Below are 13817 nucleotides of genomic sequence, written 5' to 3'. Positions count from 1 at the left end.
GAGTGTGTGATAAAGGACATTATCATACATAGAACGAGGCGTGAATCCCGCATGTCGCATTCCGGCTATTCAGCTATCGCGTCGAACCGGTCTCGAGCCTCACGCACAGCCATGTGGTTCTGGTCAGCCCATTCGATAAGGGCCAGCAAGGGTTGGAACATCGAGTGGCCCAAAGGGGTCAGGCTATATTCCACCTTGGGCGGCGTGCTGGGGACGACCAGCCTGTGAACGTAGCCATCCCTCTGCAATTCACGCAGGGTCTGCGTCAGCATGCGTTGCGAAATGTCGAACACAAGTCGGCGGATCTCGCTGAAACGGCGCGGGCGTTCCGCAAGCACGATCAGCAGGAGCGAAGACCATTTGCCGCTCAGATTGGCCAGGACGTCCCGTACCGGGCAATTATCCAGGTTGCCGCCATGCGCGCGACGTATCTCGTCGAGCTTCATGCCCCCGTCAACATTGAACACCGCGATGCCGGTGGTTCCCTTCGCGTAACCAGCTTCCATAAAACTGCCTTCTTTACAGGAGTTGAACTCAGTTTAACATCATAGTCTCAATAAGAGACCTAATCTAGCAGCAGGAATATCCCTTCATGAGTGAAACGATCCTCGTCACCGGCGCAACCGGCCAGCTCGGCCAGCGCGTGGTTCACCATCTCCTGGAGACCCAAGGTGTGGCGCCTGAGAGCCTGATCCTGCTGAGCCGTGATCCAGGCAAGTTGTCTGACCTCAGCGCAAGGGGTGTCCAGGCGAGGATCGGAGACTTCGACGACGCAGCGTCGCTGGGCCAAGCCTTCGACGGTGCCGATCGCATTCTCATCATCTCCACGGATGCTGTCGGCGAGCCGGGCAAGAGGTTGCGTCAGCATCTTGCAGCCGTTTCGGCCGCAGCCACAGCAGGTGCGCATATTGCCTACACCTCGATGCTGGCGCCCGAACCGGGTAATCCGGTGCTCTTCGCGCCCGATCATTATGGCACCGAGCAAGCGATCAAGGAAACGGGTCGTCCCTACACGATTTTCCGTAATGGCTGGTATCAGGAGAATCTCCTGATGACTTTGCCGCAGGCGATCAAGATGGGGACGCTCTACACATCGGCAGGCGAAGGCCGGACCTCTCATATTGCGCGAGAGGACGTCGCTCGCGCTATTGCCGCCTCGCTGGCGTCCGGTTCTACGGAGAGCATCACCTATCAGTTGACCGGCCCCGAGGCGCTGACGACCACCGATGTCGCCGCATTGGCGGGCGAGGTCGCAGGCAAGCAGATTCCGGTCGTCAACCTCACCGACGAGCAGTTACTGGAGGGCATCAAGGCGGCCGGCGTCCCGGAGGGCTTCGCGCGGCTTCTGGTGTCCTTCGTGTCAATCGGCGTTCAATCGGGCCCCCCTATCGGCGCGCAAAAGGGACCCCGTTAGCGTTGCATAGATCGATCGATGTTGGGCGCGGGTTTCGCGCTGCTGGCGGCGTAGGGAGGGCGTAGCCCGACCGGAGGCGTCAGCAGCGCGAAGGCGTTTTTCTGATTGGGTCAGCTGCGGTTTTTGAAGCGCCAGCTGTCGTTGCCGGTCTCGACGATGTCGCAATGGTGGGTGATGCGGTCGAGCAGCGCGGTGGTCATCTTCGGGTCGCCGAACACGGTGGGCCACTCGCCGAAGGCGAGGTTGGTGGTGATGATGACCGAGGTCTGCTCGTAGAGCTTGCTGATCAGGTGGAACAAGAGCTGCCCGCCGGATCGGGCGAACGGCAGATAACCCAGTTCATCGAGCACCACGAGATCAAGCCGGCTGAGCTGGGCGGCGATGGATCCGGCTTTGCCGATGCGCGCCTCTTCCTCGAGCCGGGTGACGAGATCGACCGTGTTGAAGTAGCGCCCACGGGCACCGGCACGCACGACGCTGGCGGTGACTGCGGTGGCCAGATGGGTCTTGCCCGTCCCTGTGCCGCCGATGAGCACGATGTTGCGGCGACCGGGCAGGAACGAACCTGCGTGCAGGGAACGCACCAGCCCTTCGTTGATAGGGGTGCCCTCGAACACGAAGGCATCGAGGTCCTTGATTACAGGCAGCTTGGCCGCGGTCATGCGATAGCGGATCGAGGCGGCATGACGATGCGCCGCTTCTGCCCGCAGCAGGTCGGTCAGGATCTCGTTGGTCGTGCGCTTGCGCTGCAACCCGGTGGTGACCGCCTCGTCGAAGGCCCCTGCCATGCCCTTGAGCCCGAGCGCTCGCATCGCCTCGATCATCTCATGCCGTTGCATGGAGGCCTCGCACTGTGTCATAGCGCGCACAGTCCGCAACCGGCGGGTGGCTGAGCTTGAGATCAACGACCACGTCCAAAGGGCGCTCGGATGGCGGGTCCCGGTATCGGGCCAGGATGTTGAGGATCACCTCGTCGCTGACGGCCCCGTTATCGAGCGCCTCCCGGATCGCGGCCTCGACCGCTTCCAGACCATCGGTCATTACGGCTGCCAGCACGCGCACAAAGCGGCGGTCGGCTTCATCACCGCCGCCCAGCTTGCGCCGCAACCGCGTTAGTGCCGGTGGCAGGTCCCACCCCTGGAAGGGCGCGCCGTTCCGCAAAGCGCCGGGCTTGTTCGCCAGAACGGGCAGGTAATGCCAGGGATCATAGATCGTCCGGTCACGGCCGAAGTGCCGGGCATGTTCGGCGATGACCTCGTCGCCGAGGCGCACGACAATGCGGTCGGCATAGGCGCGGACCTGGACGGCCCGCCGCGCAGCCTTGGCCATGACCGAGTAGCGGTTGCGGTCGAAGCTGATCAGGCACGTGCCGGTCACGGCATGGGCGGTCTCGTGGAAGCCGTCGAAGGGCGCCAGCATCGGCTGCAGGGCTGGCCGTTCGAGAGCCAGCGCCTCGGCAACGGTCAGCTCCTTCTGCTCGGGATGCGCGTGCGTTGCGGCCCAGCGCAGGCACTCGGCCTCCAGCCACCCGTTGAGCTCCTCGATGCTGGCAAAGCGCAGGCGAGGCTGGAAGAACCGGCCCCGGATCGTCTGGACTTGGTGTTCGACCTGACCCTTCTCCCATCCCGCCGCCGGCGAGCAAGCGGTCGGCTCGACCATGTAATGATCGGCCATGACCAGAAAGCGGCGGTTGAACACGCGCTCCTTGCCGACGAACACGGTGGTGACCGCGGTCTTCATGTTATCGTAGATGCCGCGCAGGGGAACGCCGCCAAAAAAGGCAAAGCCCCGGGCATGGGCGTCGAACACCATCTCCTGCGTCTCGCGCGGATAGGCCCGGACGTAGACAGCCCGCGACGCACACAGCCGCATCTGCGCCACCTTCACTCGCATCGGCTTGCCCGCGATCTCCACATCCTCGTGGCTCCAGTCGAACTGGTAGGCCTCGCCGGGCTTGAACATGAGCGGGATGAACGCGGGCGCCCCATCACCCGCATCCTTGCGCCTCGCTTCCGTCCAGCGCCGGGCGTAGCGCCGGACCGCGTCGTAGGATCCCTCGAACCCCTCACGGCACAGCAGATCATGGATCCGGGTCATGCGCAGCCGATCACGCCGGTGCCGGACCTCGTTCTCCGCCAGCAGCGTATCAAGCCGCTCCTGGAACGGACCAAGCCGGGGCAGCGGCTGAACCGTGCGGCGATAATCGAACGCGCCTTCCGGCGCCCGGATCGCCTTGCGCACTACCTTGCGAGACAGCCGCAGATCCCGCGCAATCGCCTTGATCGCCTTCCCGCTCGCGTGCTCCCGCCGAATCCGAACAACCGTCTCCACCACCAACATCCCGATCTCACCACCTGGAAAACCAGGCAGTCAACTACACCACCAGAATGAGGGGTCCCATTTAGACGCCGATCACCCCGCTAACGGGGTCCCTTTTGCACGCCGGTCCACAGTCGATTCTCGAAGCGGTACTGCGACGGGCTCGCCAGCAAGCTGAACAGCTTACCTATGAAGTGCTCACAAATGGCCTGCTGCCCGACACACTACAGGGCCTGGACGATTTGCTGGCGCGACGGTCGGGGCAGGCCACCACATGGCTATCCTGGCTACGCAATGCGCCACAGTCGCCGGCAGCGCGCACCATCCTGCGCCTGATCGAACGGCTCGCCTATGTCCGCGCGCTGGGCCTCGATCGCGCCCGTGCCGACATGATCCCGGCTTTGACTTTTGACAGGCTGGCGGACGAAGGCAGCCGCATCACGCCCCAGCACCTTGGCGAACTCAATGCCCTACGGAGACATGCAACACTGGCGGCAACCGGCATCCGCCTTGAGGAAAGCCTGACCGACGCGGCCCTGACGATGTTCGACAAGCTGTTGGGGAGCATGGCGCGCCGCGCCGAGAACCGGACTCGCGACAAAGCCCTAAAGACGGTGCGCGAGCTGCAAGGCCATCTCCGGACGCTCACGGGATCTTGCCGGCTCCTCATCGACGCGCGCACCAAGGGCGTGGATTTTCTGGCGCAGATCGAGGCGCTGGACTGGCAGCGCTTCGCCGTGGCCGTCGAGCAGGCCGAAGTGCTCGGGCGACCGGAAACCGTCGATCGCACGGCCGAATTGATCGAGCGGCATCGCACTGTGAAGCTCTTTGCCGGTGCCTTTCTCAACACCTTTGAATTTCGCGGCGCCGGTGCGGTGCAGGGGCTCCTGTCAGCGCTGGCCATCATCGCGGAGCTCTACCAGACCGGCAAAAGGCGCTTGCCTGATCGCGTGCCGCTGCGCTTTGTGCCGTCCGCATGGCGGCCGTTCGTCCTGCGCGATGGCATCGTCGATCGTGCCGCCTATGAACTATGCGCCCTGTCGCAGCTACGTGAACGGCTGCGAGCGGGAGACATTTGGGTCGCGGGAAGCCGGCAGTTTCGCGATTTCGACAGCTATCTCATCCCGCCGGCGACCTTTGCGGCGCTTCACGAGAAGGGGCCTTTGCCGCTAGCCATCGAAACGGATTTCGAGCGCCATATCGAGGAAAGGCGCACCAGGCTCGACACGGCGATCGAACAGGTGACGATCCTCGCGCGTCAGGGCGAGCTGCCCCAGGTGAGGCTTGACGAAAACGGCCTCATCATCTCGCCGCTGAAGGCGGCAACGCCGCCCGCCACCGAGATTGCCCGTCGCGCCGCCTATGATCGACTGCCGCGCGTGAAGATCACCGATCTTCTGCTTGAGGTCGATGCCTGGACCGGGTTCAGCGAATGCTTCATCCACCGGCGTTCGGGTAGGGAAGCCGACGATCGCAATGCCCTGCTTACCGTCATCCTCGCCGACGGCATCAATCTCGGCCTCACGCGGATGGCGGAAACCTGCCGGGGCGCAAGTCTGCGTCAGCTCGCCCATCTTCACGACTGGCATATTAGAGCAGATTCCGATCCGATTGCATCGGCTCGACTGCTCTAAGTTTTTGTTTTGTCGCGTTTTCCGATTCAGCAGATGATTCCATCTGCTTGGAAAACGCTCTAGCGAGGCCGCTTATGGCGAAGCGCTGGGAAGGCTGATCGACGCCCATCGCGCCATGCCACTCGCCGCGCTGTGGGGAGACGGCACCACTTCGTCGAGCGACGGACAGCAATTTCACGCTGGCGGTCGTGGGGCCGCGATCGGCGACATCAACGCACGCAGCGGCAACGAACCGGGCGTCGCCTTCTACACCCATGTCTCGGATCGATATGATCCCTTCGCGAGCAGGGTGATCGCGGCGACTGCCGGCGAAGCGCCTTATGTGCTGGATGGCTTGCTGTATCATCAGACCGGCCTGACGATTGAGGAGCACTACACCGATACAGGCGGGGCATCGGACCATGTGTTCGGCCTCATGCCTTTCTTCGGCTACCGCTTCGCGCCGCGCCTCCGCGATATCAGGGAGCGTCGCTTGCACCTCCTGCCTGGCCAGGAATCTGGCCAGCTGCTCACTGGCATGACGGCCGAGCCGATCGCATTGGGTCATGTCGCCGCGCATTGGGACGAACTGCTGCGGTTCGCCACATCGATCCGCACCGGCACCGTCACCGCTTCGGCGATGCTCCGCCGGCTGTCCGCCTATCCCCGACAAAATGGACTGGCCCTCGCGTTGCGCGAGCTTGGCCGCCTCGAACGCTCGATCTTCATGCTCGACTGGCTGCGCGACATTGACCTGCGCCGGCGCACCCAGGCGGGCCTCAATAGGGGGCCGGTGAGAGAATGTTCGAAAACGTACGCTAAGCATCCCGACCGTTCCGATGGAGGCGGAGCGGCCTGAACCGCTCGCGGGGCTTGTCCATCTCGCTCCACAGATAGTCGCCAGTGAGGCCGATATGCTCCCAGCCCAATGGCGCGACATGGGCAAGCAGTTCGTCCAGCACCTCGACACCGCTGGCGCGCAAATGCCGGACGGCGCGGTCGAGATAGACGGTGTTCCAGAGCGTGACGGCCGCGGTGAGCAGGGTCAGGCCAGAGGCACGATGGCGCTGGTTCTCGAAGGTGCGGTCGCGCAGTTCGCCGAGGCGGTTGAAGAAGATGGCGCGGGCGAGCGCGTTGCGGGCCTCACCCTTGTTGAGGATGCTGCCGGTGCGACGCCGCTGTTCGGGATCGTCGAACCAGTCGAGCATGAACAGTGTGCGCTCAATCCGCCCGATCTCACGCAGCGCGCGGGCGACGGGGTTTTGACGCGGGAAACCCGCCAGCTTGCGCAGCATGACCGAGGCACTGACGGTGCCGGCGCGGATCGAGGCGGCGAGCCGCAGCGTCTCGTCCCAATCCTCTTCGATCGCGCGAACGTTGACCGGGCCCGCGACAAGTTGGCGCAGCGTCGGCCAAGGATCGAGCGACGACAGGCTATACAGGCGGCGTTCGTTGAGGTCGCGAATACGCGGTGCGAAGCGGAAGCCGAGCAGATGGCACAAGCCGAAGACATGATCGACCGCCCCGGCGGTATCGGTCGCATGTTCGCGGATCACCAGTTCACTCTCATGATCGAGCAGGCCGTCGAGGACATGCGCGGCCTCGCCAGCATTGGCGGCTATGACCTTGGTATGGAACGGCGTGAAGCGGTCGGTGACGTGGGTGTAGAACAGCACGCCGGGTTCGCTGCCGTAGCGGGCGTTGCGATCGGCGCGCGCCTCGCCCTGACCGCCGGCGCGGAAGAACTGCCCGTCCGAGGACGATGTGTCGCCCGGTCCCCAGACCTGGGCGAGCGGATGCGCGGTGTGGCAGTCTACGATCGCCGCCAGCGCCGACAGGTACGTTTCATCGCGCACATGCCATTCCGCAGTCCAGCGCAGGCGTGACAATGTCAGCCCACGCGAGCTTTCCGCCATGCGCCCGAGGCCGAGATTGGTCGCATCGGCGAGGATCGACCCCATCAGCGCGGACTGGTCAGAGGCCGGCTCGCCACTGCGGGCATGAACGAAACGGTCGGCAAAGCCCGACCACGCGGCGACCTCAACCAGCAGGTCCGTAATGCGGACACGCGGCAGCATCGCGTAGAGCCGGGCCTTCAGCGCCTCGGCATCGTCGGACGGAGATCGCCGGATCGGCGAGATCAACAACTGCCCGCGCTCGATCGTTACGTCGACCAGTTCGCCGGCCGCGGCTGCGCGCTCCACCTCGGTCATGCGCTGGGTCAGCATCGCGCGCCGTTCCTCATACCATTGAGAAAACGGGACGGCACGGCGAGGCGCAGATCGCTATCGGTGCGCATCGTCTCAAAGGCGGGCACCGGCAGCAGGTAATCGTCCAGCGTGCGATAGGCGCGGCTGCCATCTACCCAGATGCTGCCTGATCCGAGCCGTTCGCGCAGGTGGACGATCACCGCGATCTCATAGGCGCGGCGGTCGATTGTCCCTTCGGCCGGCTGCACGACCTTGTGCCAGCGTGGCTTGATGAAGCTGGTCGGCACACGCTTCGGCAGGACCGATCGGCCGTCGCGGTACATCGTTCGCAGCGCCTCGATCGCGCCGAGCAGCGGATCGCCCGATCTCGCGGTCCGGAAGGTGAAGGCGGCGAGGAAGGTCGGGGCGAACCGCCGCACGGCAGGGTAGCGTTCGACCACTTCCTCCAGACCGTCATCGGCCGCACGCGTCAGATCCTCGGCGAAGCGGATGCTGCGTTCGAGCTGATCCCAGCCCACCCGGTCATCGATCGTGCGAAAGGCGTCGCGTCCGCTCGCGCGTGCATCGACCAGCAAGCGGCCGAGCCGGACATGAAAGCGCGCCGTGTCTTTCAGCATCCGTGCCTGCCCGAGCAGCCGGTCGGACCGGGTACGGTCGGCGCGGCGGAACAGCGCCCCCACCATCTTCTCGACCATGACCAAGGCGGCATCGGTCAGCGCCGCCTCCATCTCGATCATGGAGGCGACCAGCATCGCGAGTCGGCGCGGGCGTTCGAGACGCCGGAGGTGTTGCGCAGTGACGATGCCGGCGGTCCGGGCGATGACGGCATAGCGGGCGGCATGGATACGTCGTGCCCGATCGGTTGCGATCCCGATGCCGCGCACCGCGTCGAGCCGTTCGACGATCCCCTTCAGGTTCGACGCCGATGGCGCTTCCGGCCATTCGCGTAGCCATCCCAGACGGGTGCGACCATTGTCATCGGATGCGATCAGGCGTTCGAGTGCCGCTTCCTGATCGGCCGAGCAATCGCGGATCAGTCCGGCATGGGCGGCCTTGCGTGCATGGGCCCGCACGATGAGGGCGAGCCGTTCCAGCGTCGATGCCGCAGGCAGAACAATCCGGTCGAGCCGCAGGCGATTGACCATGCCGGCGACGATCGCCTCGCCCCGATCGGTCGAGGTGGCGATCTCTGATCCCAGTGCCAGCGTCGATCGTACGTCGATCCGGTCAAAGGCGCGCAGACCAAGATACGCTTCGATCTCGGCGCGATGCTCGCGCAGCGTCGTCGCACGGGCAGAATAGTCGGCGAAGTCGTCGATCCGGCAACCGATCTGGTCGGCGAGCAGCGACAGCATGAGGGCGGGCACTGCTTCACTCGGCAGCAGCGCACGCCCCGGATGACGCAGGTAGCAGAGCTGCACGGCATAGCCGAGCCGGTTCGCTCTGCGCCGACGACGCGCTACCTGCGCGAGGTCATCGGGGCCGAGAGTGAAGAGCCGCTCGATCGTCGCGCTGTCAGAAGGCGGATCGAAGATCACAGCGCGCTGCGCAGGCGATAATATTGTTCTGGACGGCATCGGCTTCCTGTTTGTCACGCAACAGGGATGTGGCCCTGTTCATGGAGCATAGACGAGGAGACGGGTTATGTGACATTATGCAGATTGATCGACGGGCAATGCCGCTCCGTCACGCAGACGGACGTATATGTGACAACGCAGCTCGGTTACGCGCGAGTGTCCAAGGCGGATGGCAGCCAGGTTCACGACCTTCAGCACGACGCGCTGGTCGCGGCCGGCGTCGATCCCGAGCATATCTATGAGGATGCCGCGTCGGGCCGGCTCGACAAGCGGCCGGGGCTGGATGCCTGCCTGAAGGCACTGCGCCGTGATGACACGCTGGTCATATGGAAGCTCGACCGCCTCGGTCGCGACCTGCGCCACCTCGTTAACACAGTCGGCGACCTGACCAAGCGTGGCATCGGCCTCAAGGTGCTGGCCGGCGAAGGCGCGTCGATCGACACCACCACCGCCAACGGTCGGTTGATCTTTGCGATTTTTGCCGGCCTCGCCGAGTTTGAGCGCGAGTTGATCGTCGAGCGCACCCGCGCCGGTCTGGAATCGGCACGTGCGCGCGGCCGACATGGCGGTCGCCCGTTCAAGATGACGCCCGCCAAACTGCGGCTTGCCCAGGCGGCTATGGGCAAACCCGAAACCAAGGTCGCCGAGCTGTGCGCCGAGCTGGGCATCACGCGTCAGACGCTCTACCGGCATGTTACGCCGAACGGAGAGATCAGGACGGACGGACAGAAGCTTCTCGCTCGAAAAGCGCGCCCATCGATCAAGGCATGACGAATTTGAACAATCTCACGTTCGTATTCATCGGAGGGGAGCATCAGGTCCTGCATCTCGCGCCGGTCGCCGCAGAACTTAGCCTGAGCCATCCGGATATCACGGTCCGCTGCATCTGCGCCGACGACCGCACCGCCGCCGCCTTGCGCGCAGTGGCTGCGGCGATGAGAGCCAGCACGATGACCGTGACGCAGATCGCCTGGCCTTGGGCGGGCAGGATTGCAGCGCGCATAACGGGCAGCCGCTCGGCGGCGAAGGGGCCCCTGCTGGCGCGGATCCGATGGCAGGCCCGCAAGACCCAGGCCATCATCGTTCCCGAGCGCACCTCTGCGGCGTTGCGATGGCTCGGATGGAAGCGTCCGCTGGTACATTTCCGCCACGGTGCCGGCGACCGTGCGCCATCTTCCGAAGCGAAGCTGAGGGCCTTCGATGCCATTTTTGTCCCCGGACAGAAAGACATCGAGCGGGCCGTCGCGCAAGGCCTCGGCCATAAGAAGCTTTCGGCCGTCAGCTATGTAAAGATGGATTACCTGCAGGCTTTGCCCGCCAGACCGCGATTGTTCGACAACGATCGCCCGACCGTCTTCTACAACACCCATTTCGATCCCGCGCTATCATCGATCGGCATCGCTCGCGATGTCATCGCCCGTTTCCGCGAACAGGAGCGGTACAACTTGGTCTTCGCCCCTCATGTCCGCGCGTTCGAAAACCTCGATCCGATCGCGCGAGCGCGGTGGCTGGAACTTGCCGTGCCAGAGCACATCGCGGTCGATCTGGATTCTCCCAAGCTGTTCGACATGAGCTATGCGCGGGCCGCCGACATCTATCTGGGCGACATGTCGAGCCAGCTTTACGAATTCCTCGCTAAGCCGCGGCCCGTCGCTTTCGTGAATGCGCATGGCGCTAACTGGCAGGACGATCCAAGGTACGCTGGTTGGCATCTGGGAGAGGTCGCATCAGGTGCTGACGATGTGCTTGCTGCAGTAGATCGAGCCTTCGAACGGCATCCCGACATGATCCAAAGACAGGCGAAAGCGACAGCGTTCGCGTTCGGCCGCTACGATGGCGCAATCAAACGGGCCTCATACCAACTGCTCCACACCCTGCAATCGCTCTGATCCCTTAGCGTACGTTTTCGAACATTCTCTCACCGGACCCCCGGTACACCGTGACCCTGCCAAATTTCTCGCGCGCCTGCGCCTCGCCAAACCCCACAGTTCCGATATTCGGATGCGTAAACACAGCGGTGGGAATATAGTCGTAGCTCATGAAGCGTTGTGCCGGTCCGAAGAGCCGGTCCACCAGCACCATCGCTTCGCCCAGCGCCACGGGTGTAAGTTGCACCCGCGCGGTTACGTCGCCCAGGGCGTACACCGAGTGAAGGCTGCTGCGGTAGCCCTCATCGACTAGGATCGCGCCGTCCCTACCCCGGGCGACCCCAAGTGCCTCCAGGCCCAAGCCGGTGACGTTAGGCACGCGGCCTGTAGCGAACAGCACGGTGTCGGCCCGCAGCCTACCTCCATCGGCAAGCGTGAGCTCCAGCCCGTCGGTCGTGCTGGAAATCGAGCTAAGCTGGGTGTCCCGCCGGACATTTATGCCGGCCTTGCTCATTTCTTGCGCGATGAACTCCCTGATCTCATCGTCGAAGCCGCGCAGCAACTGCGGTCCGCGGCACAGCTGCGTCACCCGCGCACCCAAGCCGTTGAAAATCGAAGCGAACTCGCAGGCGATATAGCCGCCACCCACCACCACCAAGCGTTTTGGGAACCGCGCGAGATCAAACATAGCGTCGGAGCTGACGGCGTATTCGCTGCCGGGAATATCGGGCACGCTGGGTGTGCCGCCCGTGGCGAGAAGAATGTGATGTGCAGTGAAGGTGCGGCGACCGCCCTGCGTCTGCACCTGGACCGCGTGCTCGTCCAGCAGCGATGCCCAGCCCTGCACGATCGTCACGCCCGCGCCTTCCAACAGGCCCTGGTAGACGCCGTTGAGACGCAGGACTTCAGCTGCGCGCCGAGCCTTCAGGCGCTCCCAGTCCAGCACCGGCGCGCCGGTAACCCAGCCAAAGCCACGCGCCTCCTCGAACGCATCGGCGTAGTGCGCAGCGTAGCTATAAAGCTTCTTCGGGATGCAGCCGACATTAACGCATGTGCCGCCTAGCGCAGCGGCTTCAGCCACGCACACGCGCACGCCGCGCTGCGCCGCCATGCGCGCGGCCCGGACACCGCCAGAGCCCGCTCCGATGACGAACAGGTCAAAGTCATAGACATCCTTCGTCACGGCTTGATGCGCTCCAGTGCCAACACGCCCTGGACCGCAGGACGCAACAGAACCTGCTGGGCGACCGCAGCGTATTTGGGGACGGCAGGCAACCGTTCTTTCAGCGGCACACGCAGGCTCCACAGGTAGAACACAGTGAGGTAACCGTCACAGACGGTGAAGTCATCGCCGATCAAAAAGTCCGATGCACCGATACGGTGGTCGGCCTCCTCCAGCGCTGCGCCGAGCGCGGCGATGCCATGCTCCCGCACACTATCTATAGCCTGTGGCGAATCGCCGGCAACGCGCTCAGCACGGAACATGTTGCGAAAGGCCGGATGCACAGTGCTGGACAAAAAGGCCAGCCATTCCATGGCCCTGGCGCGCGCCACCGTACCCGGCTCCGGCAGCAGTGCGCGTCCACGCGCGGAGTCGGCGATGTGCGTCAGAATCGCGGGCCCCTCGGTAATCACTTCACCCGTGGCCAGCAGGAGTGCGGGCACCTTGCCCCAGCGATTGATGCGCAGGTAGTCGGGCGTTCGGTTGTCACCGTTTTTGGTGTTGATTTCCGTTAATCGGTATGCCAGCCCCGATTCCGCCAGCGCGATGTGCGATGCAAGCGAGCAGGCGCCCGGGCTGTAGTAAAGGGTGTGCATGGGAGCCTAGTCGGGCTGCGCGCCTGAGCGGCGTACAGCGTCGCCCCACTTCGCACGCTCCTGCTTGACGTAGGCGCCGAAGGTGGCGGCGTTCATCCATGTGATCTCGTTGCCCGAAGTTCTGGCGAACTCTTTGGCCCTGGGCGAATTGATCGCGCGCTCAAGCTCTGTCTCCAGCACGCGTGCGATGGCATCGGGCGTGCGCTTGGGCACCACATAGCCGTACCAAGCAGTCGCCTCGAAGCCGGTCAAGCCGGACTCGCTGACAGTGGGGATGTCCTGCGCGCTGGACAGGCGCCTGGTCGAGGTCACGGCTAGGGCCTTGAGACGTCCCGCGCGCACCAGCGGTAGCGTGGCGGTCGGGGTGACCAGCGCCAGCTGGATATGTTCGCCGGCAACCATAGTCAGCGGATCCTTGGCGGCGATGTGCAGCAGGTCGATGCCCGCCTGCGCGTTGATCATCGCGCCAGCTAGGTGCCCGGTGCTGCCGGCTGCGTAGGAGCCGAAGGACAGGTGGCCAGGATTCTTTCGCGCGTAGGCCAGCATGCCTGCGAAATCTTTGAATGGCACCGCATTGTTGGCCACGATCAGATTGGGCGCGGACATAGCCAAACCCAGCGGCCTGAAGTCTGCATCGGCATCGAAGCCCACGGCCGCCTTGCTGTATAGCGTCTGGTTGATCGCGAAGTTGGGTGTTGCGGCCATTAGGATCGTGTAGCCGTCGGCCGGGCTGCGCGCGGCTGCTTGACTGCCGACGTTGCCGCCCGCGCCAGGGCGGTTTTCCACGATGAAAGGCTGCTTGAGGCTTCCGGACATGCTGTCGGCCAGCAGGCGCGAGATCGTGTCGCCGGCGGTTCCCGTGGCGAAGGGCACGATGATGCGCACCGGCTTGTCCGGATAGGTTTGCGCGGCTGCGAGTTGCGCCGAGGCTAGGAACGCGGTGATCAGCAGCAGGTGGATTCGATTAGTTTTCATGTGATGGGATCAGAAGTGTTGAA

General features: G+C 64.1%; 9 protein-coding genes and 3 pseudogenes. 5 read left to right on the top strand and 7 right to left on the bottom strand.

Annotated elements, in window-relative coordinates:
• Window positions 1-65: 65 nt before the first annotated feature.
• Window positions 66-506, bottom strand: a complete 441-nt coding sequence (locus K426_RS02310) for a winged helix-turn-helix transcriptional regulator (RefSeq protein ID WP_234893064.1) — start codon at window positions 504-506, stop codon at window positions 66-68.
• Between the two features lie 86 nt (window positions 507-592).
• On the opposite strand from K426_RS02310, the gene K426_RS02305 reads away from it, so the two are divergent.
• Window positions 593-1414 carry an SDR family oxidoreductase gene (locus K426_RS02305; protein ID WP_066553301.1) on the top strand — a complete coding sequence of 274 codons (822 nt, stop codon included), beginning with the start codon at window positions 593-595 and terminating at the stop codon, window positions 1412-1414.
• A gap of 110 nt (window positions 1415-1524) precedes the next feature.
• Here K426_RS02305 and istB read toward each other — a convergent pair whose 3' ends face one another.
• Together istB and istA are read right to left on the bottom strand one after the other, a co-directional pair.
• A complete protein-coding gene (gene istB, locus K426_RS02300; RefSeq protein WP_061939590.1) occupies window positions 1525-2253 on the bottom strand; it encodes an IS21-like element helper ATPase IstB in 729 nt (242 codons plus the stop codon).
• Window positions 2240-3754 (bottom strand): IS21 family transposase, encoded by a 1515-nt coding sequence (gene istA, locus K426_RS02295; RefSeq protein WP_061939592.1) that lies wholly within the window; start codon window positions 3752-3754, stop codon window positions 2240-2242. The genes istB and istA overlap by 14 nt, the downstream gene beginning before the upstream one ends.
• A gap of 113 nt (window positions 3755-3867) precedes the next feature.
• Here istA and K426_RS33010 point away from each other — a divergent pair.
• Window positions 3868-5325 (top strand): annotated as a pseudogene (locus K426_RS33010) (Tn3 family transposase); the annotation flags it as partial.
• A gap of 103 nt (window positions 5326-5428) precedes the next feature.
• Window positions 5429-6145: pseudogene (locus K426_RS33005) on the top strand (Tn3 family transposase); the annotation flags it as partial.
• 19 nt (window positions 6146-6164) lie between these two features.
• On the opposite strand, the pseudogene K426_RS33000 reads toward K426_RS33005, so the two are convergent.
• A pseudogene (locus K426_RS33000) lies at window positions 6165-9133 on the bottom strand (Tn3 family transposase).
• A 69-nt stretch (window positions 9134-9202) separates the two neighbouring features.
• On the opposite strand from K426_RS33000, the gene K426_RS02275 reads away from it, so the two are divergent.
• The gene (locus K426_RS02275) at window positions 9203-9904 is read left to right on the top strand and encodes a recombinase family protein (protein ID WP_372587600.1); all 702 of its coding nucleotides are present in this window, start codon (window positions 9203-9205) and stop codon (window positions 9902-9904) included.
• 185 nt (window positions 9905-10089) lie between these two features.
• The gene (locus tag K426_RS02270) at window positions 10090-11022 is read left to right on the top strand and encodes a hypothetical protein (RefSeq protein WP_443018205.1); all 933 of its coding nucleotides are present in this window, start codon (window positions 10090-10092) and stop codon (window positions 11020-11022) included.
• A gap of 4 nt (window positions 11023-11026) precedes the next feature.
• Here K426_RS02270 and K426_RS02265 read toward each other — a convergent pair whose 3' ends face one another.
• The 3 genes from K426_RS02265 to K426_RS02255 are packed head-to-tail and all read right to left on the bottom strand — an operon-like array spanning window position 11027 to window position 13794.
• Window positions 11027-12184, bottom strand: coding sequence for an FAD-dependent oxidoreductase (locus K426_RS02265; RefSeq protein ID WP_062121849.1), 1158 nt, complete (start codon window positions 12182-12184; stop codon window positions 11027-11029).
• Window positions 12181-12819, bottom strand: a complete 639-nt coding sequence (locus tag K426_RS02260) for a glutathione S-transferase N-terminal domain-containing protein (protein WP_020820192.1) — start codon at window positions 12817-12819, stop codon at window positions 12181-12183. The genes K426_RS02265 and K426_RS02260 overlap by 4 nt, the downstream gene beginning before the upstream one ends.
• 6 nt (window positions 12820-12825) lie before the next feature.
• The gene (locus K426_RS02255; RefSeq protein ID WP_020820191.1) at window positions 12826-13794 is read right to left on the bottom strand and encodes a Bug family tripartite tricarboxylate transporter substrate binding protein; all 969 of its coding nucleotides are present in this window, start codon (window positions 13792-13794) and stop codon (window positions 12826-12828) included.
• Window positions 13795-13817 lie beyond the last annotated feature (23 nt).

This window comes from Sphingobium sp. TKS (assembly GCF_001563265.1).
Lineage (GTDB): Bacteria > Pseudomonadota > Alphaproteobacteria > Sphingomonadales > Sphingomonadaceae > Sphingobium.
The sequence above is the reverse complement of the archived record's forward strand: the minus strand, read 5'-3'. Positions and strand labels throughout refer to the sequence as shown.

What these genes read in the sequence shown, in the direction of transcription:
- K426_RS02310 (WP_234893064.1), bottom strand. Translation starts at nt 506, where the DNA reads ATGGAAGCTGGTTACGCGAAGGGAACCACCGGCATCGCGGTGTTCAAT.
- K426_RS02305 (WP_066553301.1), top strand. Translation starts at nt 593, where the DNA reads ATGAGTGAAACGATCCTCGTCACCGGCGCAACCGGCCAGCTCGGCCAG.
- istB (WP_061939590.1), bottom strand. Translation starts at nt 2,253, where the DNA reads ATGCAACGGCATGAGATGATCGAGGCGATGCGAGCGCTCGGGCTCAAG.
- istA (WP_061939592.1), bottom strand. Translation starts at nt 3,754, where the DNA reads ATGTTGGTGGTGGAGACGGTTGTTCGGATTCGGCGGGAGCACGCGAGC.
- K426_RS02260 (WP_020820192.1), bottom strand. Translation starts at nt 12,819, where the DNA reads ATGCACACCCTTTACTACAGCCCGGGCGCCTGCTCGCTTGCATCGCAC.
- K426_RS02255 (WP_020820191.1), bottom strand. Translation starts at nt 13,794, where the DNA reads ATGAAAACTAATCGAATCCACCTGCTGCTGATCACCGCGTTCCTAGCC.